The organism is Rhizobium sp. PDO1-076 (genome assembly GCF_000247475.1).
In the GTDB taxonomy this organism is placed as follows: Bacteria; Pseudomonadota; Alphaproteobacteria; order Rhizobiales; family Rhizobiaceae; genus Allorhizobium.
Genome location: NZ_AHZC01000410.1, coordinates 1 through 23,906 on the forward strand (window position 1 = coordinate 1; position 23,906 = coordinate 23,906).

At 58.1% G+C, this 23,906-nt stretch carries 17 protein-coding genes; 10 read left to right on the plus strand and 7 right to left on the minus strand.

The window, feature by feature from the left end; translation table 11 throughout:
• On the minus strand, window positions 1–182 hold a 182-nt coding region (locus tag PDO_RS22515; RefSeq protein WP_007607276.1), incomplete at its 3' end, for a hypothetical protein.
• A gap of 293 nt (window positions 183–475) precedes the next feature.
• The gene (locus PDO_RS22520; protein WP_244426509.1) at window positions 476–1,249 is read right to left on the minus strand and encodes a glycoside hydrolase family 16 protein; all 774 of its coding nucleotides are present in this window, start codon (window positions 1,247–1,249) and stop codon (window positions 476–478) included.
• A 348-nt stretch (window positions 1,250–1,597) separates the two neighbouring features.
• Between PDO_RS22520 and PDO_RS22525 the strand changes: the two genes are divergently transcribed.
• The 4 genes from PDO_RS22525 (at window position 1,598) to PDO_RS22540 (ending at window position 6,136) form a co-directional block, all read left to right on the plus strand.
• Window positions 1,598–3,046 (plus strand): hypothetical protein, encoded by a 1,449-nt coding sequence (locus PDO_RS22525; RefSeq protein WP_007607280.1) that lies wholly within the window; start codon window positions 1,598–1,600, stop codon window positions 3,044–3,046.
• On the plus strand, window positions 3,043–4,278 hold the full coding sequence (locus PDO_RS22530) for a polysaccharide pyruvyl transferase family protein (protein WP_007607282.1): 1,236 nt from the start codon (window positions 3,043–3,045) through the stop codon (window positions 4,276–4,278). The genes PDO_RS22525 and PDO_RS22530 overlap by 4 nt, the downstream gene beginning before the upstream one ends.
• Before the next feature lie 113 nt (window positions 4,279–4,391).
• Complete coding sequence (locus tag PDO_RS22535; protein ID WP_007607287.1) at window positions 4,392–5,117, plus strand: Crp/Fnr family transcriptional regulator; 726 nt, start codon at window positions 4,392–4,394, stop codon at window positions 5,115–5,117.
• Window positions 5,118–5,401: 284 nt separating this feature from the next.
• Complete coding sequence (locus PDO_RS22540) at window positions 5,402–6,136, plus strand: response regulator transcription factor (protein ID WP_007607289.1); 735 nt, start codon at window positions 5,402–5,404, stop codon at window positions 6,134–6,136.
• Between the two features lie 59 nt (window positions 6,137–6,195).
• Here PDO_RS22540 and PDO_RS22545 read toward each other — a convergent pair whose 3' ends face one another.
• A complete protein-coding gene (locus tag PDO_RS22545) occupies window positions 6,196–7,371 on the minus strand; it encodes a glycosyltransferase (protein WP_007607290.1) in 1,176 nt (391 codons plus the stop codon).
• A gap of 345 nt (window positions 7,372–7,716) precedes the next feature.
• Between PDO_RS22545 and PDO_RS22550 the strand changes: the two genes are divergently transcribed.
• Genes PDO_RS22550 through PDO_RS22565 form a run of 4 tightly spaced genes read left to right on the plus strand, consistent with a single transcriptional unit; the run spans window position 7,717 to window position 13,681 of the window.
• A complete protein-coding gene (locus tag PDO_RS22550; RefSeq protein ID WP_007607291.1) occupies window positions 7,717–9,075 on the plus strand; it encodes a polysaccharide biosynthesis/export family protein in 1,359 nt (452 codons plus the stop codon).
• Window positions 9,076–9,114: 39 nt separating this feature from the next.
• Window positions 9,115–11,433: a GumC family protein gene (locus PDO_RS22555; RefSeq protein WP_007607292.1), complete on the plus strand. Its 2,319-nt coding sequence runs from the start codon at window positions 9,115–9,117 to the stop codon at window positions 11,431–11,433.
• Window positions 11,430–12,371, plus strand: coding sequence for a glycosyltransferase family 2 protein (locus PDO_RS22560; RefSeq protein ID WP_007607294.1), 942 nt, complete (start codon window positions 11,430–11,432; stop codon window positions 12,369–12,371). Before PDO_RS22555 ends, PDO_RS22560 begins: the two co-directional genes overlap by 4 nt.
• 2 nt (window positions 12,372–12,373) lie before the next feature.
• Window positions 12,374–13,681 (plus strand): glycosyltransferase family 4 protein, encoded by a 1,308-nt coding sequence (locus PDO_RS22565; RefSeq protein WP_007607296.1) that lies wholly within the window; start codon window positions 12,374–12,376, stop codon window positions 13,679–13,681.
• Window positions 13,682–13,708: 27 nt separating this feature from the next.
• On the opposite strand, the gene PDO_RS22570 is transcribed toward PDO_RS22565, so the two are convergent.
• The 4 genes from PDO_RS22570 to PDO_RS22590 form a co-directional block, all read right to left on the minus strand.
• The gene (locus PDO_RS22570) at window positions 13,709–14,575 is read right to left on the minus strand and encodes a methyltransferase, TIGR04325 family (RefSeq protein ID WP_244426510.1); all 867 of its coding nucleotides are present in this window, start codon (window positions 14,573–14,575) and stop codon (window positions 13,709–13,711) included.
• 4 nt (window positions 14,576–14,579) lie between these two features.
• Window positions 14,580–16,007 carry an oligosaccharide flippase family protein gene (locus PDO_RS22575; RefSeq protein ID WP_160167058.1) on the minus strand — a complete coding sequence of 476 codons (1,428 nt, stop codon included), beginning with the start codon at window positions 16,005–16,007 and terminating at the stop codon, window positions 14,580–14,582.
• 411 nt (window positions 16,008–16,418) lie between these two features.
• Window positions 16,419–17,093 (minus strand): sugar transferase, encoded by a 675-nt coding sequence (locus PDO_RS22585; protein WP_007607302.1) that lies wholly within the window; start codon window positions 17,091–17,093, stop codon window positions 16,419–16,421.
• A 404-nt stretch (window positions 17,094–17,497) separates the two neighbouring features.
• Window positions 17,498–17,944, minus strand: a complete 447-nt coding sequence (locus PDO_RS22590) for a pseudoazurin (protein ID WP_007607304.1) — start codon at window positions 17,942–17,944, stop codon at window positions 17,498–17,500.
• A 234-nt stretch (window positions 17,945–18,178) separates the two neighbouring features.
• Here PDO_RS22590 and PDO_RS22600 point away from each other — a divergent pair, with 234 nt between their 5' ends.
• Complete coding sequence (locus PDO_RS22600) at window positions 18,179–18,709, plus strand: acyl-CoA thioesterase (protein WP_007607305.1); 531 nt, start codon at window positions 18,179–18,181, stop codon at window positions 18,707–18,709.
• A gap of 580 nt (window positions 18,710–19,289) precedes the next feature.
• Window positions 19,290–23,906: DUF5801 repeats-in-toxin domain-containing protein (locus PDO_RS22605; protein ID WP_007607306.1), on the plus strand; the 4,617-nt coding region annotated here is incomplete at its 3' end.

A 23,906-nucleotide genomic window follows, 5' to 3' on the forward strand; every position in this document is an offset into this window, starting at 1 on the left:
CGATCCAGCTCGCGATAGGTCAATCTCGTGTCGTCGGAAATCACCGCGATCGTGTCCGGTGCGGAAATGGCATGCTGCCTGACAATCTCGGGAATACCGCGCGCCTTGTCGTAGCGGACCTTTCCCGATCCGTTTTCCTTTGGCGTCAAATTTGCACCATTCTTGTCGTGGACGTCACTCATCGGATTCCCCTGCTTTGCCACTGCTTGCGCGACCCATGCGGAACCCCATGCCCGCTTGCATCAGCAAGGCTTTGAAAGCGGCCTTCCCATGGTGCCCAGAATTTCACGGGGCGATAAAATGGAAAGCTGGTCATTGGGTGGAAGTGGCCGACCGATCAGCGCATCGACCTAATCCATTTGGCTAGGCTCCGGCTCAAATCGACACAAAGTTGCGTCACGATTTCTAAACAACCTTGACCGCAACGAGCGGCGTCACGCCAGGGATGTCTTGGATCGAGCTTTAAGAAGGTGCGTCAGTCGATCGAATACGCGCGGACGTGATCGACAAACATATAGGATGGATCGGCCGCCATATTTCTCGTCTCCTCGTCGACCAGCGCGAGGTTGAGCAAGACATACATCGGCTGGCGATGCTGCGGCTGGGTTTCCGTCTTCCAGACCATTCGTCCGTCGAAATACATCCGGATGAACATCGGATCGATCTTTACGCCATAGGTGTGATAGGCAGTCGGATCCGCATCCTTGAAGACATTGATCCGCTTGCCCTTGGAATCCGGCGGTGCGTCACGGTGCCAGACATGCGCAGCCGAAGAATAGCCGCCCGGCTTGTCGCCGTAATATTCCAGCACATCGACTTCCGCCGTTGCCTTGGAACGGTCGAGACCGATCAACCAGAAGGCCGGCCAGACACCTGGGCCCGTCGGTAGCCGGGCTCGCATTTCGAAATACCCATACTGCTGGGCAAAACCATTACCCTTCGGATCCACCGAGGCCAGTAGCCCTGATCGCCATTTGTCGGCCTTGTCGCGGCTGGCCTCGATGCGCAGGACGCCTTGCTCGATGGTAAAGGGAAAGCCCTCCATCGGGGCAGAAAACCGCGCACCACCAAAATCGCCCGACCAGGGCGTGTGGGCGATCCACCGCGTGCCAGGGCCCCATTCGGACACCTCGAGCGTGTCGAACTCTTCCGCAAATGTCAGCGACAATGCCGCGGGATCGACGGCATCACCGGTATCGCCTCCGACACCTGGATCGCTCCTTGCCGGCTCAACCAACAGGGAAAACAAAAAGAGCGCAACACAAGACTTGACGAAATACGCATCAAGGATTGTGTTTTCGCGTCTGCGGACGGGCCGGTGAACAAAACTGGACATATCAATTGAATAGCCGTGTCACACCTGAAAAATGAGAGCCGAATTTGGCGCGCCAGCTACCCAATTAGGCTTAGGCAAGGCGTAAATACAGCAGAACCGGCCCTATGATATTTTCCCAAAGTGGCTGAGCAGCGGCTGTTTGGCATAGAGAAATCCGCGCACAGCATGACGAAAATGCAGATCGATGTGAGATGGCTGGATTTTCAGAAAAAACACCGATACAATCTGTACGCGAATTTGTGAAGCGGGAAGCGGAGCGAAATGAGCCTTGAACTGATGGGACTGGTCACAGCGCTTGCCGGACTGTTCATCCTGGCAGCTCCGGTGGCATGGGCCTTTCCATTTATGGTCTTCTCAACGCTGTTCGGTGCGGCGGCTGCCATCAGCCTTCCCATGCTGGGCGGCGCATCGATACTTGTGCCCAATCTTCTGCTGGTCTTCTTCACGTTGCGGGTCTTCATGGCCACAGGGGAAGGTTACATGATGGCGGCGCTGCGGCCACAAAGTCCAGGCTTCTGGCTTCTGATCCTGACCTTACTCGGAATTTTCAGCGCGATCTATTTCCCCCGCGTGTTCGAGGGGGTGACCGAAACGATGAAGGTCGAACGGGTCACAAGCTCGAGGAACGTGATTGCCCTGTCACCGCTGCGGTTTTCGGCAAGCAACATTACCCAGGCCGTCTATGCACTTGGTGGGTTGATTACATTTGCCGTCAGCTATGCCTATTTTCGCCATCTCGGAAAGCCGGCCTATCTGGTTACCGCGATCATCATCGTTGCGACCGCCGATATCGGTTTTGCGATTGCCGACGTGGTCACCTATTTCACTGGCACCGAATATCTGCTCAGCTTTGTTCGAACCGCCAATTATGCGCTTCTGACCGCGGCTGAAAAAGGCGGCCTGAAGCGGATCTCCGGCACATTCGCCGAAGCCTCGGCATTTTCAGAATACACGCTCGTTTTGTTTGCCATCATCACCAGCCTATGGCTCGATCGGGTCCGCTCCTGGGCAACCGGTATCCTGACGGCGCTCCTGCTTCTGTCGCTGCTTCTGTCGACATCCGCAACCGCCCTTGTCGGCCTTGCCATCGTGATCCCTTTTCTGTGGATCCGATCCTGGATCAGTTCGGCCTCTCCATTTACCAGCGGCCGCCCCGTGTTTCTCGCCGGTTGCCTGCTGGTAATTCCCGTAGCGCTGGTGTCGATATTCATCCTGTTTCCAAGCGTTGGCGACCAGGTCAATGAATTTCTCGATATGATGTTGTTGTCAAAGGCCGACAGCCAATCGGGCAAGGAGCGTTTTCTCTGGAATGCCATGGCTTATGAAGCCTTTGTCAATACTTTCGGCATCGGGGCTGGCCTCGGCAGCGCGCGCGCTTCCAGCTTCATTCTTGTCCTGCTCTCGAATGTCGGCCTGCCGGGTTTCATTCTTTTCGTTGTCTTCACCGCCTCCATCTTGTCTGCGCGACAGCCGGCACCGAGTGAAAATGGAGCCTATATCGCGAACGCGGCCATGCGCGCCGGAAAATGCGGATTGATTGCCCTCCTGATCGGCGCCTGTACCTCCGGCACAGTGTATGACCTCGGTTTGCTGTTCTATCTGATTGCCGGCAGCATCGCCGCCATCAGCCTAGGCCGGGCGCCGATCCACGTACCCAAGGTCGTCCATCGTGATGTCCGACAGCCGATCGATATCGCGGAGCCATCATGAGGGTCGTCGTTTTCAATGTGAAATACAGCGAGAACCTCGGAGACGGGCTGCTGGCACAATGCCTGGAGACGGCCTTGTCGGATTATCCCGACATGCAGGTGGAAACCATCGATCTTGCCGGACGCACGGGTTTCGGCACAACACATTCCCGCCGCCAGCTTGCTATCCACGCCCTGCATGTACTGCCGGCTTTCGCAAGACGGCTGGCGGTCAAGGCCATGCTGCGATCCAAGCTGGAAAAGCTGGCAAAGGATTGGTCGATCAAGATTGACAATGCCGACGCTGTGGTCGTGGGCGGCGGCAACCTGTTTCAGGATGACGACCTCAACTTTCCGCTCAAGATTGGCACACTGCTCGATTGCATCCGCAAAAGCGGCAAGCCTGTAGCGATCTATGCCGTAGGCGTCAGTGGACACTGGTCGACGGAAGCCTGCAAGCTTTTCGGCAGGCTTGGCGCGGCCCGCGTGGTCCATCTTTCGGTTCGTGACGACCTGGCGCTTCGACACTGGAAGCAGCATTTTCCATCAGGAGGATCGCCTATCGTCCTGCCAGATCCGGGCCTGTTGACCTGCAGCTTGCCGCATGCGGCACGTGGCGGTGGGAGCAGCAGAGTATCCGCTATGGCCGGTATCTGCGTCACGGATCCCGTCATCCTTCAACGGCATTCCGGTGGGCCCGCGTCCGATATTGCGCTCAAAACCGTCGACGAATACCGGGCTCTGATACGGCAATTGATCGCGGATGGTTATCGCATCCGGCTTTTCTGCAATGGAGCCAGAGAAGATCAGGCGTTTGCGGAACGGTTGCTGAAAGAGAAGACGATGCAGGCCTACAAAGCCAGCAACTGGCTCAGCCTGGCTGTGCGCCCCGAAAGGCCCGAGGAACTCATCGATATTCTCCGATCGGTCTCAGTCGTGCTGGCGCACCGGCTGCACGCCTGTATTGCCGCCTACTCGCTGGCTATCCCCCATGTGGGATTGGGTTGGGATCCCAAAGTCGCGAGCTTTTTCACGGCCGTCGGACGCGATGCCTTTTTTGCCGCCGGCCCTTCGGCGACGCCCGCGCAAATAGCATCGCTGATCAAAACGGCGGAAGACGACAGTGTCGGCGATCTCCGCCGTGAGGCGACCTTGGCGGCCGCGGCCGCCGGTATCGAGACGTTGTATGCGGCCCTGAGTTTCATACCCCCACCGACAAGCAGAACAAAACTGCTTGTCGACAGTTCAGGTTAACCTCGATGGGTAACCAAGATGACAGTTCACTACCGAAAGTGATTATGATGGCCAAGTATTTTGTGGTAAAAATTCCATTAGTCCTTGGGGGTCTTGGACGGGTGGGCTAATAAATGGGGCTAGAACATCATTTAGACAGCAGACCAGCACTCAGCTTCGACTATCAAAAAGATAGCCCGAAGCTGACAGGCGCCGTATTGCGCACTTACGCTGCGGGAACAACGATCTTCGATCCCGAATGCGAAGTGTCCCGAATTCTGTTTATTAACAGCGGCTGGGTCGTCTCCAGTAAGACCATGGCGAACGGTACCCGCATCGTCACGGACTTTTCTTTGCATGGAGATGTCCTGTCGTCGGCATCTGCCTCGATCGCCCAGGAGACCGTGCAAACCATCTCCAACGTCAAATGCTACGAGTTTGTCGGGCATCTGTCCGCCAAGGCTGGCGAGGCTTCGACACAACTGCCCCTGATCATGACCATCGAGATGATGAAGCGACACGCCCGCATCGTCGAGCGCCTTGCAAGCATTGGCCGCCGTGATGCCTTCGGCAGAACGGGTCATCTGCTGCTGGAGCTCGCAGTTCGTGCGGGCGCTGCATCGCGTCCCGATCTCGACGGATTCGAGTGCCCGCTCAAGCAATCTGAAATCGGCGATGCGCTCGGCCTGTCCACTGTCCATATAAACCGCGTTCTCAAAGAAATGAGACTGGCGGGCCTGCTTTCGTTCCGTAACGGAATCGTTGAATTCCTCAATCGTCGCAAGCTGATAGAAATCGTTGACTTCGACTCCAGCTACCTGACCGGTCACATCTCTGAAAATGTTCCATCACAAAGATGATGGAACAATAATAACAAGAACAGAGCAGTACCAAAACTCTCATCGCACTTTAATTGGTAAAGTTAACCACGTCACTCACAATATTGCGGCCATTTTTGGTCGAAATACGACTTTTGACGTACAGACTTAACTTAGGTTAATGCAATGCTAATAAAACTGTGAAAAAATCACCTGTATAAATTGACAGTAACCGTCAAAGCAGATCGTCGTTACTCGACCGGGTAACGAAGGGGATTCTTTTGCGCCGCAGCAACGGCAAAGCCAAACGAATTGAGGGGTTTAAAATGAGTGCATATGCGTCGACCTCACACAATATCGATACAGTATCGAAGGCCGATATAGATTTCATCAGCTCGCTTGCCACCAGCCCGACGCTGGATGCCAAGACCGATGAATACGTTCTAATCCTTGACAGCCGTGTGCTCGATCGCGAGTGCCTCTCCCGCAGCCTTTCGACCTATGACCCCGCAATGCGGATCGTGACGTCGGGATCGATCGAGGATTGGCGCAAGCGGCAAATGCAGAGCGAGCCATCCGCTGTCCTTCTAGTGGTGGCCGGAGGCAAAACCAACGAGCCCAGCGCCAGCGACAAGATCGAACGTGCGGCCGCAGCCTTCAAGCTCAGCCCGGTGATTGTCATCGCAGAATCGGATGACCTTGGAGATATCCTCAAGGCGATCGATTGCGGGGCACGCGGTTATATTCCGACGAGCGTTAACATCAGCGTGGCCGCAGAAGCGATCTCGCTGGCCCGCGCCGGCGGCGTGTTCATTCCCGTCAGCAGCCTGCTTGCCAATCGGGAAGCCCTGAACTCGGTGGTCAAGGGTTCAAGCTATCTCAACGAGAGCTTCACCCCGCGTGAAATCGAGGTTGCTGAAGCCTTGAGGCGTGGCAAAGCCAACAAGATCATCGCCTATGAGATGAACCTTTGCGAAAGCACGGTAAAGGTTCATATCCGTAACATCATGAAAAAACTGAACGTTACCAACCGCACCCAGGTTGCTTTCAAGCTGAAGTAAACCTGCAGCGACAATCCGCGTTTTACTGCATTTGGTGAACCATTAAGACGAAAGCTGGGCTAGTGCAGCGGCACATGCCCAGCTTCATCAAACAGCGATGACATGGATGCGCCGAAAGTGGTGGGTTCGACCAAGGAAACGCGCCTTGCAATCTCCTGGTCGATCACTTTTTTCATGCCTGACTTGAAGTTCAGAACGCTGAACTGCGAAGCGTGCATCTGAATGGCCTCCGGCCGGAACCGATGCTCCATAGCCTCGAAGATCTCGACCGCATCAATCAGCGATTCAACGGACTGTTCCTTGAACAGTATGCCGGTGTGACCGTGAACCACGGTATCCATGGCGCCGCCGCGACCATAGGCGATCACAGGCCTGCCGCTTGCCATGGCTTCGACCGGCACAATGCCGAAATCCTCTTCACCTGGAAAAATCAAGGCGCGGCAACGGGCCAGATGCGACCGGAGATCCGCGAACGAAGCCTGGCCGACGAAGCGGATGGTTGGTCCCGCCTCGCGCTTCAGCGCCTCGATCTCCCGATCATCTCCCCCGCCCAGAACCACCAGATCGCGCTTCATGTTGGTGAATGCACGGACGGCAAGATCGATCCGCTTGTAGGGGACGATCTGCCCGGCGCAGAGGTAAAAATCACCCAGTTCGGTGCTGGGTGCAAATTCGTCGACAGCGACGGGCGGATAAACGACGACGGAAGAACGCCGGTAATATTTTCCAATGCGATTTGCGACATGGTGCGAGTTGGCAACGAAACGATCGACCCGGAGGCTGGAATTCGCGTCCCATGTCCGCAGGACCGGCGCCAGCAGCGGCATCATGATTCGTGCAGCCAGACCCGCATTGCCACGATAGAAATGGTAATGATCCCACAGATAGCGCATCGGCGAATGGCAGTAGCAAACATGCACCGCATGTGGCGGGGGGATAATCCCTTTTGCAGGCCCGGATTCGCTGGAGATGATCAGATCGTAGTCCCGCAGATCAAAGCTCTCCAGAGCAAACGGCATCAGTGGCAGTAGCGACTGATAGTGTTTTTTTGCGCCGGGAATGCGCTGCAGAAACGATGTGAAGATCCGATGGCGCCGGATTTTCTCGGACAGCTTGTCGCGATCGCATACCAGCGTGAATATGTCCGCGTCCGGGTACATATCGCACAAGGCCTCGATCACTTTTTCCCCGCCGCGCATCGATACGAGCCAATAGTGAATGATCGCCACCCGCATGGGCTGTTCCCTTCCTCGACTTTGGCGCGACGCTACGCGCTCGCCATGCCGCCCGCCCAGAACCCACTTAGGTCTGCCGACCTGATCAAAGGGACGGATCCGAAAGCGAAGAAACCAAACTCATAGCCAAACGAAGCACACACACCCTACCCGGCGGAGCCCGATCTCATCCAATCGGGGTGGGGGCTTAGTCTCTCCTACCAAAAGTGACTAGTCACGAACCGACGGCAAGAGAATTTACTCAGCGCGTATCGACGCGATGATGGAGCGATACGGTACCGCCATGTCTGTCGGCGTCCATCAGGATCCGGCCGGCTGCGGCGCCACCCCTCAAGAGGCTGCGCCATGCCATATCGCAATTCAGGGCCAAGTACCGATCCAGCACCACAACGGCTGGCAGCGTCTCGGCGCCGGCCGCTCACGCGCTTTGCCCTCGCAGCCTTGCTCGCCCTGCCCGCAATGGCCGTGCTTCCTGCCATGTCCAGCACTGCAATCGCGGAAGAGCGCCTGCGGCCGCAGACCCGCATCAAGGTGACGATCGTAGAATGGGTCGCCTCCACAGGCGAATACAAGGAATGGACAGCGCTCAACGGCGAATATTCGGTATCGCCAGCCGGAACCGTCGCTGTGCCCCTGCTTGGCGAGTTTCCGGTCGGCGACGACACGCCAAGCACCGTGGCACTCAGGATCGGGGAGCTGCTGAAAAACAAGACCGGGCTCTCCGCACCGCCGGTGGCAACCGTCGAAGTCGTTCGGTATCCGATGTTCTACGTCTCCGGCGTGGTGGCAAAACCAGGTGAGCTGGAATACCGACCGGGACTGACGATTACCCAGGCTGTCGCCATGGCCGGCGGACGTGAGCGGCGGGCAAATCCCAACGGATCCTGGGATCTTGAACAGGTCAAATATGCCGGAGAACTCAACCGATACGACCTGGCACTCAAGCAGTTGATGGCAAAACGCGCACGACTGGAAGCCGAGCTCAAGGATAGCACGAAGGTCGAGTTCCCCGCCGAACTCGTCAATGCTCGCGATGGCAGCGCCGGCAGGCTCGTCATGGACAGCGAAGGCGCCTTGTTTGTTGCCCGTGCGGAAGCGTTGAAGCGCCAGCTTGCGTCCCTGAGCGAACTCCAGACCCTGCTGCAGAATGAAATCAGCGTTCTGGACGAAAAGACCGCGGTTCAGGATCGACAAATCAAGATCGCCCAGGATGAGTTGGCGAGCATTGCTTCGCTCGTCGATTCCGGGACATTGGCAAAATCGCGTGAGACCGCACTTGAGCGGGTCGTCGCTGATCTGAGCAGCAACAAGCTCGATCTGGTGATCGCTGCGATGCGCGCAAAGCAGAAGCTGAGCGAAACGCAAAGGGATGCCATCACCTTGAGGGGCCAGCGGCGAACCGAAGCCGGGCGCGACCTGCAAGAAGTGCTTGCCGAACTCGAAGATACCAAGCTGAAGCGCAACACGGTGATCGATCTTCTCCAGGCGACCGGCGCCTCTGTGTCGCGCGACGCGGCAATGTCAGCCGGAGATCTGCAGCCGCTGGAATACTGGGTCACCCGCCTCGGCGGCTCGGGCGTGGCGGTCAAGCTCCCGCAAACGGCCAGTCTGGCTCCGGGCGATGTGCTCGATGTGCGCTACGACATCTCGTCAAGCATGACGGTTGCGCAGCAGACGGTCCCTGTAGCGGGGCCATCCCAATAGCCATGAACGCAATCGCTGAGGAAAAACAGGGAGAAACCCATGGGGCTCCATGAGTTCGGAACGATCGAGACCTACCCTCCGATCGAGAGAAGGGAAGATCTGCGGAAAGAATACCTGTCCTTCCGAGATATTTTCAACTTCTTGAAGAAGAATATCCCGATCATCGCGCTGTCAACTATTGCCGGTGTTGTTCTGGGTATTCTTTACACCCTCAACACACCGTCCAGTTACGAAGCAACCGCGCGCCTGGTCATCGACCCTGAGCAGGGCCGGATCGTCTCCCAGGATGCGACGACCGGTACCGTCATCATCGAGGCGGCGGAAATTGCCAGCCAGGTCGAAATCGTCAAATCGGAAGCGATCGCCGAAGACGTCATCCGCAAACTTGGTCTGATGACGGACCCCGAAATCGTCAACAACCGCTCGTGGCAGTCAGCCCTGCGCGGCCTCATCATATCGGCAATCGAGACGGTTGCCGGCTCGGAAGACAAAGAGCAAGGTCCACCGACCGACGAGGAACGGATGAGACGGACCATGGACGGGTTCCTGTCGCGGGTCTCCGTCCGCCGTGTCGGCCAGTCCTATGTGCTGGAGATCGGATACCGTTCCGGCGATCCGGAAAAAGCGGCAAGAACGGCCAATGCCCTGGCCGGAGCCTATATTCGGAACGGCATGAATGATCGCGCCGCCGCCGCCAAGCAGGGTGCCCAGTGGCTCGAAGGTCGATTGATCGATGTCGGTCGCAAGGCCCGCGAGGCTGCCCTCGCTGCAGAAGAATATCGCAACGAACACGACATCACGGCGATGGCAAACGCCACTTCGCTTGATCAGCAGCAATTGGCCGAAGTCAGCAGCCAGATGCTGGCCGCCAGGGCTGCAACCGCCGACGCCTCGGCCAAGCTGACCACTTTGAGCAAGTTGATCGAGAGCAATTCCACTGATGCGAACCTGCCCGAGATCGCCAATAATCCGCAGATCCAGAAACTGCGCGACGACATGCGCCTTGCCCAGACCCGCATGGAAAGCCTCAAGGACCGTTACAGCACCGGCAATCCGGCAATTTCAGCCGCCGAAGCCGACATAACGCGCATACAGGCGGCCATCGGCGCCGAGCTTCGCCAGGTCGAAGGCCTCTATCGCTCGAATCTCGAGATTGCGCAGACAAGAGAAGCCTTGGCCGTACAGCAGTTCTCCGCCGCCAACAGCCAGGGCGCTGACAAGAATATCGCGCGCGTCGAGCTGGCGGAGATCGAAAGCCGGGCAAACACCTATCGACGCCTCTACGAGAGCATCCTGCAGCAGTTCGTCGGTGCCTTCCAGACCCAGTCATTTCCACTCGGCAAGGCCCGCATTGTCGCCGCCGCTACAGAACCTTTCGGTCGGGACTGGCCGAAGCCGTCGGTGATCCTGCCATTTTCGATGATGCTGGGGCTTTCGTTCGGATTGCTCGCGGCTGTGTTGCGCAGCGGGCTGGACCGCAGAGCCGGAACGAGTGAGCGCCTGCAACGCGAACTTGGCATCGCCTCCCTTGGGCATGTGCCGCTGTACAAGCCGCAGCTGTCCGGCAAAAATCAGTCAAACGGTCTTCCGGCGTCCGTGCTGCCGTTGAGATCGATTTTGGACATGCCATATTCGCCATTCTCCGAGGCGCTGCGGAGCGTGAAGAACTCGCTGGATTCGATCGTACCGGCCAACGGATCGGTGGTGATCGGCATCACATCGGTCGGCTCGGGCGAAGGCAAGACGACAATTGCAACGAACCTGGCGCAGCTCTACCAGAACGAGGGCCAATCTGTGCTGCTGGTGGACGCAGATTTCGTCGCAGCGCGATTGACCCGGCTTGCAGTGAATGCAGCCCCCGACTTCGCCCTCAAGCCGATCCACCCGGCCGCCCTTGGTGATCCCGCAGACGGGCTTGGCGGGTCACGGTTGATGCGCAGCGCCCGCTACAGCGAGCGCACCTATCTCGAACACGACCCCGAAGATGCGGCGACGGACGCGGCCATTCCCGTGCCGCTGCTGACCGTAGAGCAGACCAGACGTTCAGCCGCCACGCCGTACCGGTATGGCCATCTCTCCGCGCTGAAAGAGGCGCTGGCGAAACTTCGGCGACAATACAAAGTGATCATCGTCGATATGTCCGGATTTGAAGAGTCTGCCGACACTCGCGCGATCTGTTCCTATGTCGATGGGATCATCCTTGTTATCGGGAACACCAGAAAGCTGACAATCGAACGTCTCTCGGATGCGTTGAAGGCCTTTGGTCGCTCACGCATTGCGCTTCTCGGCGTGATCTCGAACCGAAGCGAAACGAAGCCGAAGCGGACTCTGGCTCTTCTCGGAGGACCGTCCCGATGACCGTTGAAACAGCACAGGCCCTGGCACGAAACAATACCGCCACGCCGGTCTCCGGAATGGTGATCGTGGTCGGTATTCCGAGCGCCGGACGCCGTGACATCATCACGGCCGTCATCCCGCACATTGCACGACAGACGCGGCAGCCCGATGAGATCGTCATCTGTGTTCCGACGACAGATGACGTCGACACAAAGGCCTTGTCCCGCCTGCCCTGTCCCGTTCGGGTTCTGGTCTCTCAACGCGGCAGTTGCAAACAGCGCAACGCGATACTCGATGCCGTGCCGGATGCGGATGTCGTCCTGTTTCTCGACGATGATTTTCTGCTGGCACCGAGTTATCTCGCTGAAATGGAGCAGCTTTTCCTCAAGAACCCGGATGTCGACATCTCGACAGGAACAGTGATTGCCGATGGCATAACCGGGCCGGGCATATCGGTAACGAAGGGGCTGGAATTGTTGCGCAACAATCCGGAACCGAGCGAGGCTACTCCCGCCTGCACGGCTTATAGCGGCTATGGCTGCAATCTGGCGGTCCGCATGTCGGCCGTGCATATCGGCGGCCTGCGCTTTGATGAAAACCTGCCGCTTTACGGCTGGCTTGAAGATGTCGATTTCAGCCGGGTCGCGGCACGCTACGGCCGCGTCGTCAGTTCGCCGCGATTGATCGGCGTGCATCTGGGTACCAAGGTCGGCCGCACGTCGAGCCTGCGGTTCGGCTATTCCCAGATCGCCAATCCGATCTACCTGATGCGCAAGGAGACCATGAGTTTACGCCATGCTGCCCACCAGATGGGTCGAAACCTGCTCGCCAACCTCTTCAAGGTCTGGCGTCCCGAGCCGTGGATTGATCGCAAGGGGCGGCTCAATGGCAATCTGCTGGCACTGCGCCATCTGGTCAGCGGACGGCTGGCGCCACAAAACATAGAGAACATGGATTAGTCATGGCGCAGCGAACTCCCGACCGTGTCGTCATCATCAACGACCGTTCGGCTATGGTCGGAGGCGCATCCAACCTAGCGATCCTGTCTGCGAAACTGTTCAGCCAGCAGGGTCTCAATGTCACCTATCTCTGTGGCGACCAGCCGGAGACCGATTTGCCCGTACCGGACACGATCGGGCTTGCCGGCAAGCCTCTGGTGCAACAGGGCAAGCTCTCCGCCTTCGCAAGTGGCCTCTACAATGCCAAGGCCTTCACGGCGCTCGATCAACTCATTCGAGAAAAAGACACCCCTTCCACGATCTATCACGTGCATGGTTGGTCGAAGATCCTGTCCCCTTCCATTTTCCGGGCCCTGTCGGGTGTCCGGCAGAGGACGATTCTCCACGCCCATGACTATTTTCTCGCCTGCCCCAATGGCGGATTCACCAATTACAGGACCGATCACATCTGTCAGCTTCGTCCGATGTCTGCGCAATGCGTCATGAGCCAATGTGACAAGCGGGGATACCGGCAAAAGCTGTGGCGCACCGCACGTCACCTACTCAGGGAACACTTTTACGCGATCCAGACCATGCCGGCCAATATCGTGGTGGTGCACGAGCGCATGCGGACGCGTTTCGAGCAATCCGGCATGAATACCGACCGGATCGCGACAATTCGAAATCCGGTGGAACCGTTCTTCCGCATCCCCAAGGACCCGTCGGAACACGACACCTTCTTCTTCATCGGCCGTCTCGAGCCGGAAAAAGGCTTTGAAGAAGCCGCCCGTGCGGCGCGCATGGCCAATGTCAAGCTTGAGGTCATCGGCGATGGCCCCGGGCGGGCCGTGCTGGAGCGCGCGTATCCGGAAGTGGTGATTCATGGCTGGCAATCACGCGAGGGTCTGCGCCAGATCATGCAGCGCGCGCGCGCGCTGGTGATTTCATCACGCGTTCCGGAGCCTTTCAGCCTTGCCGCTCTGGAAGCGGTTTCGAGCGGCATTCCGGTGATCATGCCGGATTCAGCCTTGTTGAGCACCGAGATTGCAGAGCTTGGCTGTGGCTTTTCCTTTGCCCATGGCAATCTGGAGGCCCTCGCCGCACGCCTGCGCAAGATGGCAGGCGATGATGATGTTGTCCGAACATTGGCTGCCAATTGCCGCAGGCATGCGCCTACTCTGGCTTCCACGCACACGTCATGGATCGAGGCCCTGCTGGTGCTTTATGGTGCGGTTCTCGACCGTGCCGATGGCATGACACATCAAGATGTGTTTGCCGACAGCCCTGTCCCGCCGGGCAGTACGAGCGGTTTCGCCGGGCAAAGGCTCTAGGCCGGGCAAAGGCCCAGACGCCCCGTGTCACATGGGCTGAAGTCGGAAATAGAAGCCGGCATTGTCGCTTGCGCCCAGTTCCGGATGGGTCTCGATCACATGCGACAGCGCCGCAATGCTCCAGCGGTCGACCTGGCGATAGCCAAGCTGCTCCAGATCGCGAACGAAATCGCCTTCATCCCGCATCTGGTAGGGCACATAGGCCTTGCCGATCCGCTCAAGCGTCACGATTGGCCCACCCTTGCGAAAGGCAACCTTGTTGAGCAGCAGATGCTGTGGCAGATGCGGCAGACTGGTCAGGACAGACGACAGAGGAACATCGAGATACTGCATCAGGCCGGAGCCGAGAAACACCGACATGCCCGGCGCATTGTCCAGCCGATCGACAAAATGCAACTGATCGAGTCCATCCTTTTCCGCGCGCCTTCGCCCTGCCTCGGCAATCGCCGGCAGTTCGTAAACAACCCATCGAAAGCTCTGCGGCAGATCCAGCAGGCTGCGGAATGCGCGGTATTTTGTGCCCATATGCCCGCCGGCATCCAGCAGGCCGTCAATCCCGTCTCCCAGCCGGCTCAGCCAGAACATCACCGGATAGTCCCAGGGCACCACCCTGCACATCTGCTCAAAGGCGACATGGGCGATCTCGTCATGATTGTAACCGGCAAGAGGACCGGATTTTGCTGCGGCTGTGATTGCCTCGTCGAACGAGCGATAGGCGCCGGTGAACCGACGCGGAAGCGGCGACAAATACCGCAGCCGACCTCCTATCGCGCGAAGCGGCACAAGCGATTGGCCAACGCCCGACCCCATGGTGTGCAGCAAAGCCTGGACCGTCTTCTTCATCTTCGCCGTGCCTCCAGCCATCTCTTCGAACTGTGCTCTGATGATGTTCACGTCCCTACCCCTGTTCCTTCACCGTGACGGGCAGCAGACCACCTGCCACCTTGTGGAGCAGTGCAAGTGTGCCGATATAGACGAGCCCACCCGCCAAGACCTGCAGGAACGTGGTTGTGAACCCGTTCATCACGGATTGTCCCGCGACATCGCCAAGCAGGAAAATCGTCAGCGCCATCGCAATCACGGCCACTGCCGGATGGGCACAACCGCGCAGGATCCGCGACCAATTCACCGCACCATAGAGGCTTTGAAGCCAGGCGGAGACGGCGAACGAAAACAGCGCGGCAGCGCATTGCCCGGCCGCGGCCGCCGCCATGCCGAAAGGCGACAGCGCAATGATCAGGCCAACGGAAACCAGGCTGTTGACCAATATCGCAGCCGGCATCTTGCGGATCGTACCGGTCAGAGAGAGCAGAGGTTCGGTGACATAACCCGGCACCAGCAGGATCTGCTTGACCGACAGCAAGCTGACCAGAATGGCAGCCGGCGCCCATCCATCCCCCAGCGCGAGATGAATCAACATGCCCGACATCAAGGCAAGACCGATATAGATCGGCGCCGAGATGGCCATCAGGACAACGACAAATGTGGTGGCCTTGGCTCCGATCTCCGGCGATGCTCCTGACGGGCTTGAACCAGAAACCGCCCCCTTGCGCAGCACGACCCAGGCCAGCTGGCGTGCCGGTTCGCCGACAACTTCCGAGAACGCCGAAACAATACGTTCGGCAGCCCGGTAGTAACCCGCCTCCGTCAGGCCAAGGACGCTGCCGACCACCAAGGTCCCGGAATAGGAGCGCAGGAAGACAATCAGGCGATTGGATACGATATGCCGGGAAAATTCGAAGAGTTCGTGAAGGAACCTGGATCGGACGCCAAGCTTGGGAAGCCAGCGCAGGACGAGCGCATAGGCGATGACACTCACCACCTGGCTCGCAAGCCGTCCTGCCACCAGGGCAAAGATGTTCATTCCGTGGAGCAACCCCAGAATGGCGACAGCCGTCCCGCAGAGCTCGGCAACAATCTTGATCATGCTGAGGTCGCGCAGGCGCCCGTCGGCAATAAAGACACCTTCGCAAACAGAGCCGAACGGCGTGGGCAGCAACCAGATACTGAACATGGCAACAAGCAGTCCGACATGCGTCAGCTGAAAGTAGAAACCGAGCAACAGCGCAACACACAAACCCGTTGCCATGGCCGTCACGCCCGAGACAATGGCCACGGTCGCGATCTGATCCAGCCGGTCGCCGTCATGATGCGTTTTCATGACGAATTCGCTCCAGCCGCCCTCGGCGAGGATGACGAGCAGGGCAACGATCGCCGCGACATAGGCAAAAAGCCCGAATTCTGCGGACTCCAGCGTGCGGGCTGCCACGATGAATGTCGCCAGCTGGGTGAACTGCACCACGATCTTTGCCCAGAGCGACCACATGGCATTTCCAAGGAGCGATCGCAGTATCGATCTCGAGCGCAATGCTTCGGTGCGATGGGCAAGCCACATGCAAGTTTTCGAAAGTAAGCTTGGCATCAGCATTCCTGCCTTATTCCATGTCTATGATCATCGCCGAACTGCACAAGTATCCACCAACTGTTGCGGACAATCCGGAACAGGAATGACTTCAACCTTTGTTGACCTTTCATCGATAGATTCATGGCACCCAGATCAAACTGCAAACAAAACCGCCTGCTTTCAACGCCACGTTCAGATTTCTTTGAAGCCACGCGGTCGATGAGAGGCCTATCCATGAGCGAGATAGCTTTGAAATTCCAACTCCGATGGCTCGTCATCATCTTCTGCCTGAGTGTCTGGGCCGCCATCGCCTGCTGGCTTGTTTGAAGCACATCACCGTTCGTTCTGCGCAAACAGAACGACGCCGATCGTCTTGATGATGATTGCGATATCGGCTCGAAGCGACCAATTGTTGTAGTAGTCGACATCGAACTGGACGCGCTGCTGGTAGGACGTATCCCCGCGCCGAGACACCTGCCAAAGCCCCGTCAGCCCCGGTGTCATCGTCAGATAACAGTGAACGTGCTGACCGTAGTGCTCGAGTTCCTCCGCAATAATCGGTCGTGGACCGACGATGCTCATCTCGCCCTTTAATATGTTCACCAATTGCGGCAGTTCGTCGAGGCTGGTGATGCGCAGATATTTGCCCAGCCAATGAACGCGCGGGTCGCTTTTCAGCTTCTGCGTTTCCCGCCATTCCTGCAGTCTCGCCGCATCGCTGGCGAGCAGCTCGTTGAGCACCCTGTCGGCGTCGTTGCGCATGGTGCGGAACTTCAGGCAGAAAAACGGGCGACCGTCGCGCCCGATCCGCTTGTGGCGGAAAATGATCGGACGGCCATCGACGAACAACAGCGCCATTGCGATCAAAATCAATGCCGGCGACAGGAAGACAAGCGCAAGTAGCGAGAAGACGATGTCAAATGCGCGCTTGAGGCCACGCCGGCCGACATGTCTTGCCGACAAGTCCCTTGCATGACGCTGCGCAAAATTATCCGAGTACAATGACATCACCCGCCCCTTCCAGCCAACTTAAAGCTGCCTGCCAAAGCGGGATGAAGCAATTGATCCTGATAGCCAGCGGTTCCACTGATAGAGGTAGGTGCCTGCCCCTTTTTCGGCCTAAAAGCCGAGTGATACCCGCGGCAAGTCAGGCGCTTTCGCGTTTATGCGAACCTGGAGTGTATTCGTACGACCTTTGGCAACCGAGCGGCCGGTTCGCGTTCAAGCTGCAAGGTTTGGCTCCTGGAGCCGACCATCGGCGCGGATGCGCCGGGCGGATGGCTACCGACAGCGCCTTGAGGCGCAGAACTCGCTAATAAACTTTGCAAATCATGACCATATAAACCGATCCCGCGACCTGCATCTCTGCCGGCCACGGGATATTTCGCAGACTCATCTCAACCAGGCGGCGCTTATTGGGCGCTGGCGAGAGCAGCTTCCATGCGCTCATGCGCCTTCTTCGGCAACTTGGCCGCCTTGAAAGCTTCGACATTGACTGCCGGATCGTTGACCACGATGGCGGCGACCATGCCCATACCGACATGCGGCGCACATTTGATGCCATACACGCCCGGCACATCGAACCTGACCTTGATCGTCTCGTTCATCTTGCCCTTAAACTCGGTTGCGCCATCGGGGCTCATGCCCTTGATGCTCTCGGCGTTGTGGCCCTTGTCCGTCGGGATGAATGTCACCGTATCACCGGCGGCAATCTTCAAGCCTGCCGGCTCGAAAACCATCGCCTGGCCATCGGCGCCCTTGTTCAACATATGCACTTCAAAATCGGCAGCCCCCGCGGAAACCGTCAGGGTCACCATGAAAAGGCCAGCGGCGGCAAAAGGCTTCAGCACATCAAACATGTCTATTCCATCTCCATTGACGGGATCCCTTGCGATCCGTTGGCAATGGGAATTACGCGGCTTCCCGGCTTGCTTCTTTGACATAGCGCAAACTGGAAAATGAACGCGATGGAACAGCTATGAAGCATGGCGCCTTCCATGAAGGCATAAACTCTCCTAGGCTTTACGCGAGGATTGTCGGGCACGATCGACAGCCGATCGACGGAGAGCCAACGCAGAAGGACCGCAAGACACATGACAGAACGAGGCCATGACACGAGCCAGCTTGAAATGGTGGTACTGATGACGCCGGACATGGCGAATTTTTCCGGCAAGGTTCATGGTGGTGCCCTGCTCAATCTGCTCGACCGCGTCGCCTATTCCTGCGCTTCGCGCTATTCGCAGCAGTATGCGGTGACCCTTTCTGTCGATCAGGTCGTGTTTCGCCAGCCTATCCATGTCGGCGAACTGGTCACCTTTCGCGCCTCGATCAACCATGCCGGCCGGACCTCGATGGAAATCGGCATTCGTGTCGAAGCCGAAGACATCCGCAGTGGCGAACGGCGCCACACGAATTCCTGCTATTTCACCATGGTCGCCGTCGACGCCAACGGCCGTCCGATTGCCGTTCCACCCTATGAGCCCAAGACCCCTGCCCGCAAGCGGCGCCAACGGGCAGCCGAAATCCGCCGCAGCCTTCGACTGGAATTCGAAGCACGGTTCAAGCAGGCGAGCGCGCTGGCCGATGAGAAAATGGATGATGGAGAATTCGAACCGACCGCTTGAGAAATAGCCCGGCGCCCAAACTCAAGCGGGCAATCGACGAATCCGCATACGGCCGAAATCGCACGCAGTCCTGGAACTTGGTCACCGGCGCAGCTAGCCAGCGGCATCCGGCTCGCTGCGCGCCAGCAAGGGTCCTCGCAAGACATGCCTCTACTCCTTTCGAAGTATTTTCATCTACTTCACAAGCATAGTATCGATCAATTCTGGACCGGATCGATAGATCTGGCGATACGCTCTGAATCCAAATCCGCGGATCTCGCAAATCCACACCGGAATTCGGCCAAAAGCACCCAAATTAGGTCCGATCCAAATCCCTCCATTTCACAAACATGCCAAAAAATGGCAATTTCAATCGATTTAAATTGCTGATTGGAATATTTCCGTAAACAGAACCGAGACGATTCTGACGATGATACATGCGTCACGATATAATCTGATATGCTATTCTATTAACCAAGCAATAAGAACTATAGGGCTTAGCATATTCCTTTATATTAACTAGCCGCTAACCGATGAAGTTAATATTGCGTTAATTATTACTCCATGGTTCATTCCGCCTCAAACGTAGGAGGAATGTTTCATGGTCGAGCGCGACGTTAATTTTTCGGATGCCCAGAACGATGTTATCGAGTTCGGCGCTGATCAGCAGCCAACTGCAATAACACCAATTGAAATTGCTCAGGCAACGAATGACCCTGTCTTCGTCGACCCGGCCACGGGCCAGGACATCCAGCAGCCGGCACCCTCCGGCCAGACGATTGGCGCCACGGTTATCCAAGTGGCGGCCGACAACAGAGCCGTTCTGCCCGAGGGCGCATCGATCGAAAACATTGTTGTCGAAGGCGACAACCTGGTTCTGGTGCAGCCGGACGGTACGCGCATCATCATCGAAGGTGCCTCTCTCAATGTACCCACCTTCCTGATCGGTCAGGTCGAGGTGCCCTCCCAGGTTCTCATTGCGGCACTGCAGGCCAACGGCATCAACGTCGCCGCGGGACCTGACGGTACAGTCGCCGTGGTCAGTGCCGGAAGCTCGGGCGGCGACCTGTCGGATGGCGACGGCAACATCGGCGAGGCGGGCCCGGTGATCGACCTGCTCGGCGATACGGATTTTGGTTTCGACGCACCGACGCTTGAGGCGTTTGCCGATGCGGGCAATGTCGATCCGGAACTCGAGGACTTCCTTGCCGGTGGCATCTCTGAGGAAGACCTGTCAACGGGCCTCAAGGAAGGTGACGACGGTTCTGATTCCTCGACCATAACCGGCACTTTTGCCGGCACCGACTTCGAAAACACCGCCCTCACCTACACGTTCGGCCTGCCGGCAACAGCGCTGAGCTCAGGCGGCACGCCGCTCGTCTGGTCTATCGACGCCAACGGTGTGCTCGAAGGCCGAGCCGGCGCAGACGGTCCGGTGATCATTCGCGCAGAGATCAGCGGCAGCACCTACACAATCACATTGCTCGGCCCGATCGACCACCCCGACACATCACAGGAAGACAGCATCGACCTGCAGATCCCTGTGACGGTGACCGATGTCGATAACGGCACCGACACCGCGATCATGACCGTGCGTATCGAGGACGACAGCCCGGAAGCCGGTGCCAACAATAATGTTCAGCTCGATGACGACGCTATTCAATCCGAACAGACGGAGGGTGAAGGCAGCGACGAGCCCGTGCTGCTGCGCAGCCAGCTCGTCAGCGTCTCGTTCGCCGGCAATCCCGGTGGCGAAGGCGATGATGCCGATTCCGTCAACGCATCGGGCATCCTCGCCCATAATTACGGCGCCGATGGCGCTGGCTCTCTGCTTCTGACTGTCGAAGGCATCGTGTTGCCGGCGGGCTTCACCGCAACGGTGTCAGAGGACGGCCTCGTCCTGACCATCCTGCAAGGCGATGTGCCTGTTCTGGAAGTCGCGCTGCAAGACAGCACAAGCGGTGCCTATGTGGTCCGCCAGCTCAATCCGATCGATCATCCCTCGACGAGCAGCGGCTCCGAAGATCCGGGCAATGATGACCTGCCCCAGTTCGAACTTCTCGCCGTCGGAAAAACACAGACGGCATTCGAGGACAATCTGTTCTTCGACCTGAAATATGTCGTCACCGACGGCGACGGCGACACGGCCGTCGGATCGTTCAGCATCGATGTCGACGACGATACGCCGGTTGTCGGAGAATCCAGCCTGATCCAGCTGGATGACGATGCCCTGGAAAGCGGCAACGGCGATTTCGCTGTCGGCGACCAGCAGGAAACCGAGGGCGCGCCGCAGGTCGAAGGCGTACTTGCCCATAGCTACGGCGCAGATGGCGCCGGCTCGATCCTCCTGACCGGTGTTGCCGGTGCGACCTTCGGTGCCCCCGATTCAGAAGCCGGCGAAGGTGCGTTTTTCTACAGCGTCAGCGACGACGGCTTGACCGTTATCGTCACCCAGATCCAGTCCGGCGAACCGGTAGATGTGCTGGAGCTGACCCTTTCTGACTCGACCAGCGGCAGCTACACCCTGACCCAGCTGAATGCCGTCCGGCATCCCGATGGCACAACCGAAGACAATGTCGGCTTCTCTTTCCAATACACGGTAACGGATGGCGACGGCGATAGCGTCCATGGCGCGCTTGAGGTCGACGTCGATGATGACGGTCCGGTGCTCGACGTGTCTGCACCGCAGGCCGTCGGCAACGGTCTCTTCCTGGAAGGCTTCACGCCGAACAACAACTCATGGGGCACTGGCAGCGGCGTTGCCGCCGGTACGACAGCCGGGGCATGGACGGTCGGTGCTTCTTCCGTAGGTGGCGCTTCGCAGATCCAGCTGGAAAAGGTCGGCGATGGATACCGTGGCGCCGACAGTGTCGGCAACAACACCATGGTCGACATGGAAGCGTCTCCGGGTAACCTGCAGATCAGCCAGTCCGTTTCAGGGCTTGTTGCCAACGAGACATATGAACTCACGTTTGAAATCGGCAAGGCATCCGATGCCTCCGAAGGCAGCGCCAAGCTGGAAGTGTTCTGGAACGGTGTTTCCGTCGGTGTATTCGACCCGGCGTCCGGCGCGCTTCAGACGATCTCTATCGTCGTCACGGCCGCAAACGGCAGCAACGAGGTGACCTTCCGTGAAATTGGCGCCGCCGGCGACAAATCCGGTACTTACCTCTCCAACATTTCGCTCAGCGATGCGATCATCATCGATGAGACCGCAGGTATCGATGCCGGTTCCGACGAATTGACCGGCGCTGAATCGCTGTTTGCCGGCGTCAACGCCGGGATCGATGCCGATATGCCGGAGGCGCAATATGCCCAGGGCACGGGCTCGGTCGTTACAGTCGATGTCGATTTCGGTGCCGATGGTGCCGCAGCCGGTGGTGGCCTTGCCTATTCCTTCACCCTGTCTGCCGATGGCATCGACTCCGGGCTGAAGACCACCGACGGTCAGAGTATCCACCTCTACAAGAATGCCGATGGCCTGGTGATCGGCGTCTACGACGCAGACAACAACGGCGTGTCTTCCACCGACCCGGTGGCCTTTGCCCTGCATATCGACGGAAGCGGTGTCGTCACCGTGGCGCAATATGTCTCGCTCTTCAATCCTGATGCAACCAGCGCGGACGATGCTGTTTACCTGACGCCGGGAATCCTGTCGGCAACGATCACGGCGACGGACGCCGACAATGACTCGGTGACCAAATCCGCCGACATTTCGGGGCGGATCCGCTTCGAGGACGACGGTCCGATCGTCACGTTGAACGTCGGCGACGAGACAGCGATCACGCTGACCACTCAGGATGCAGAAACAATCGGTGAACTTAGCGATACTGCCGTATCGACGGCGAACTTTGGTTCTGTCTTCACGTCCGCCATCGCCTATGGCGCTGACGGCATGGCGTCGTCCAGCACAGTCTATGCCCTTAGCCTGACCGGCACCGACGGCGTGGATTCCGGCCTCGACAGCAAGGGGCTGCAGGTCAATCTGTTCGAGATCGATGGGGTGATCTACGGTTCGACAACCAGCTCGGAAGCACAGGCCATCAGCACGGCGGTGTTCTCGCTGACCGCCGATGGCAATGGTGTCGTGACATTGACCCAATTCCAGTCGATCGATCATCCGCTGCCTGGCGCTGGCTCAAGCTACGACGAGCAACTTGCGTCGCTTGCAAACAATCTCGTCTCGCTGAAGGCCACTGTCTCTGCGACCGACAAGGACGGTGATACGGACGTCAAGACAGCAAGCATCGATCTTGGCGGCAACATCCACTTCGCCGATGACGGCCCGCGACTGACCGGCACCAAGATCTCGACCATCGTCAATGAAGACGACATCGATACAAGTTGGTCCGACGGCTCCTCGCCGCATGGCGAAAATCAGCCTGATCCTGACAGTGACAACGATAATTCCCATACCGAGGTCGTCTCCGGCCCGGATGATCCGGCAATCGTCACCGGCAGCCTGGCAACGCTTGTGCAAGGCGCTGATACGCCATTCACCTATGGCTTTACCGCCAATGCGCTGACCTATCTGCAGGGCCTTGGGCTGAGCACCAATGAAATGGTCAACGGCCAGAATACCGCCCTGGCGCTCACATACGAACAATCCACGTTTGGCAGCTGGGTGATCATCAAGGGCATCGAGCCTGACGCGCCTGGCAATGGCAGCACCAACAGCTCCAACATCGTCTTTGAACTCAGAATCAATTCGACGACCGGGGCTTATGAATTCCGCCTGTTCGACGAGCTCTACCATCAGGCCCCTGAAAGCGGTGCCGACGAGAACACGGCGCTGATCTCCGGCGCTGGCACCATCGACGCCATCGCGTTCGGCCAGATTATCCAGGTGACCGATAGCGATGGCGACAGCGTCATCCTCGGCGACAGCTTCGAAATCCAGGTGATCGACGACGTACCGGTTGCCAAGCTCGAGACGCGGTCCGGCGAATATGTGACGATTGACGAAAGCAATGGCAATCAGGCCGACGACATTGCGTCGCTCTCGTTGCCAAGCGAAGTCCGCAACCAGTTCAGGGCGCTGGAACTCAGCAATGCCACCGGCGACGACCCGCATTCGGACGCAGTCAGCGCGCTTTCCGGCAAGCCGGTCATCGGCTACGCCTATAGCGAAGACCATATTGTCACCAACCTGGGATCTGGCGTCGGCGCCGATGCTCCGGCAGATGCCTACAAACTGACTTTGGAAGTCGTCGACGGC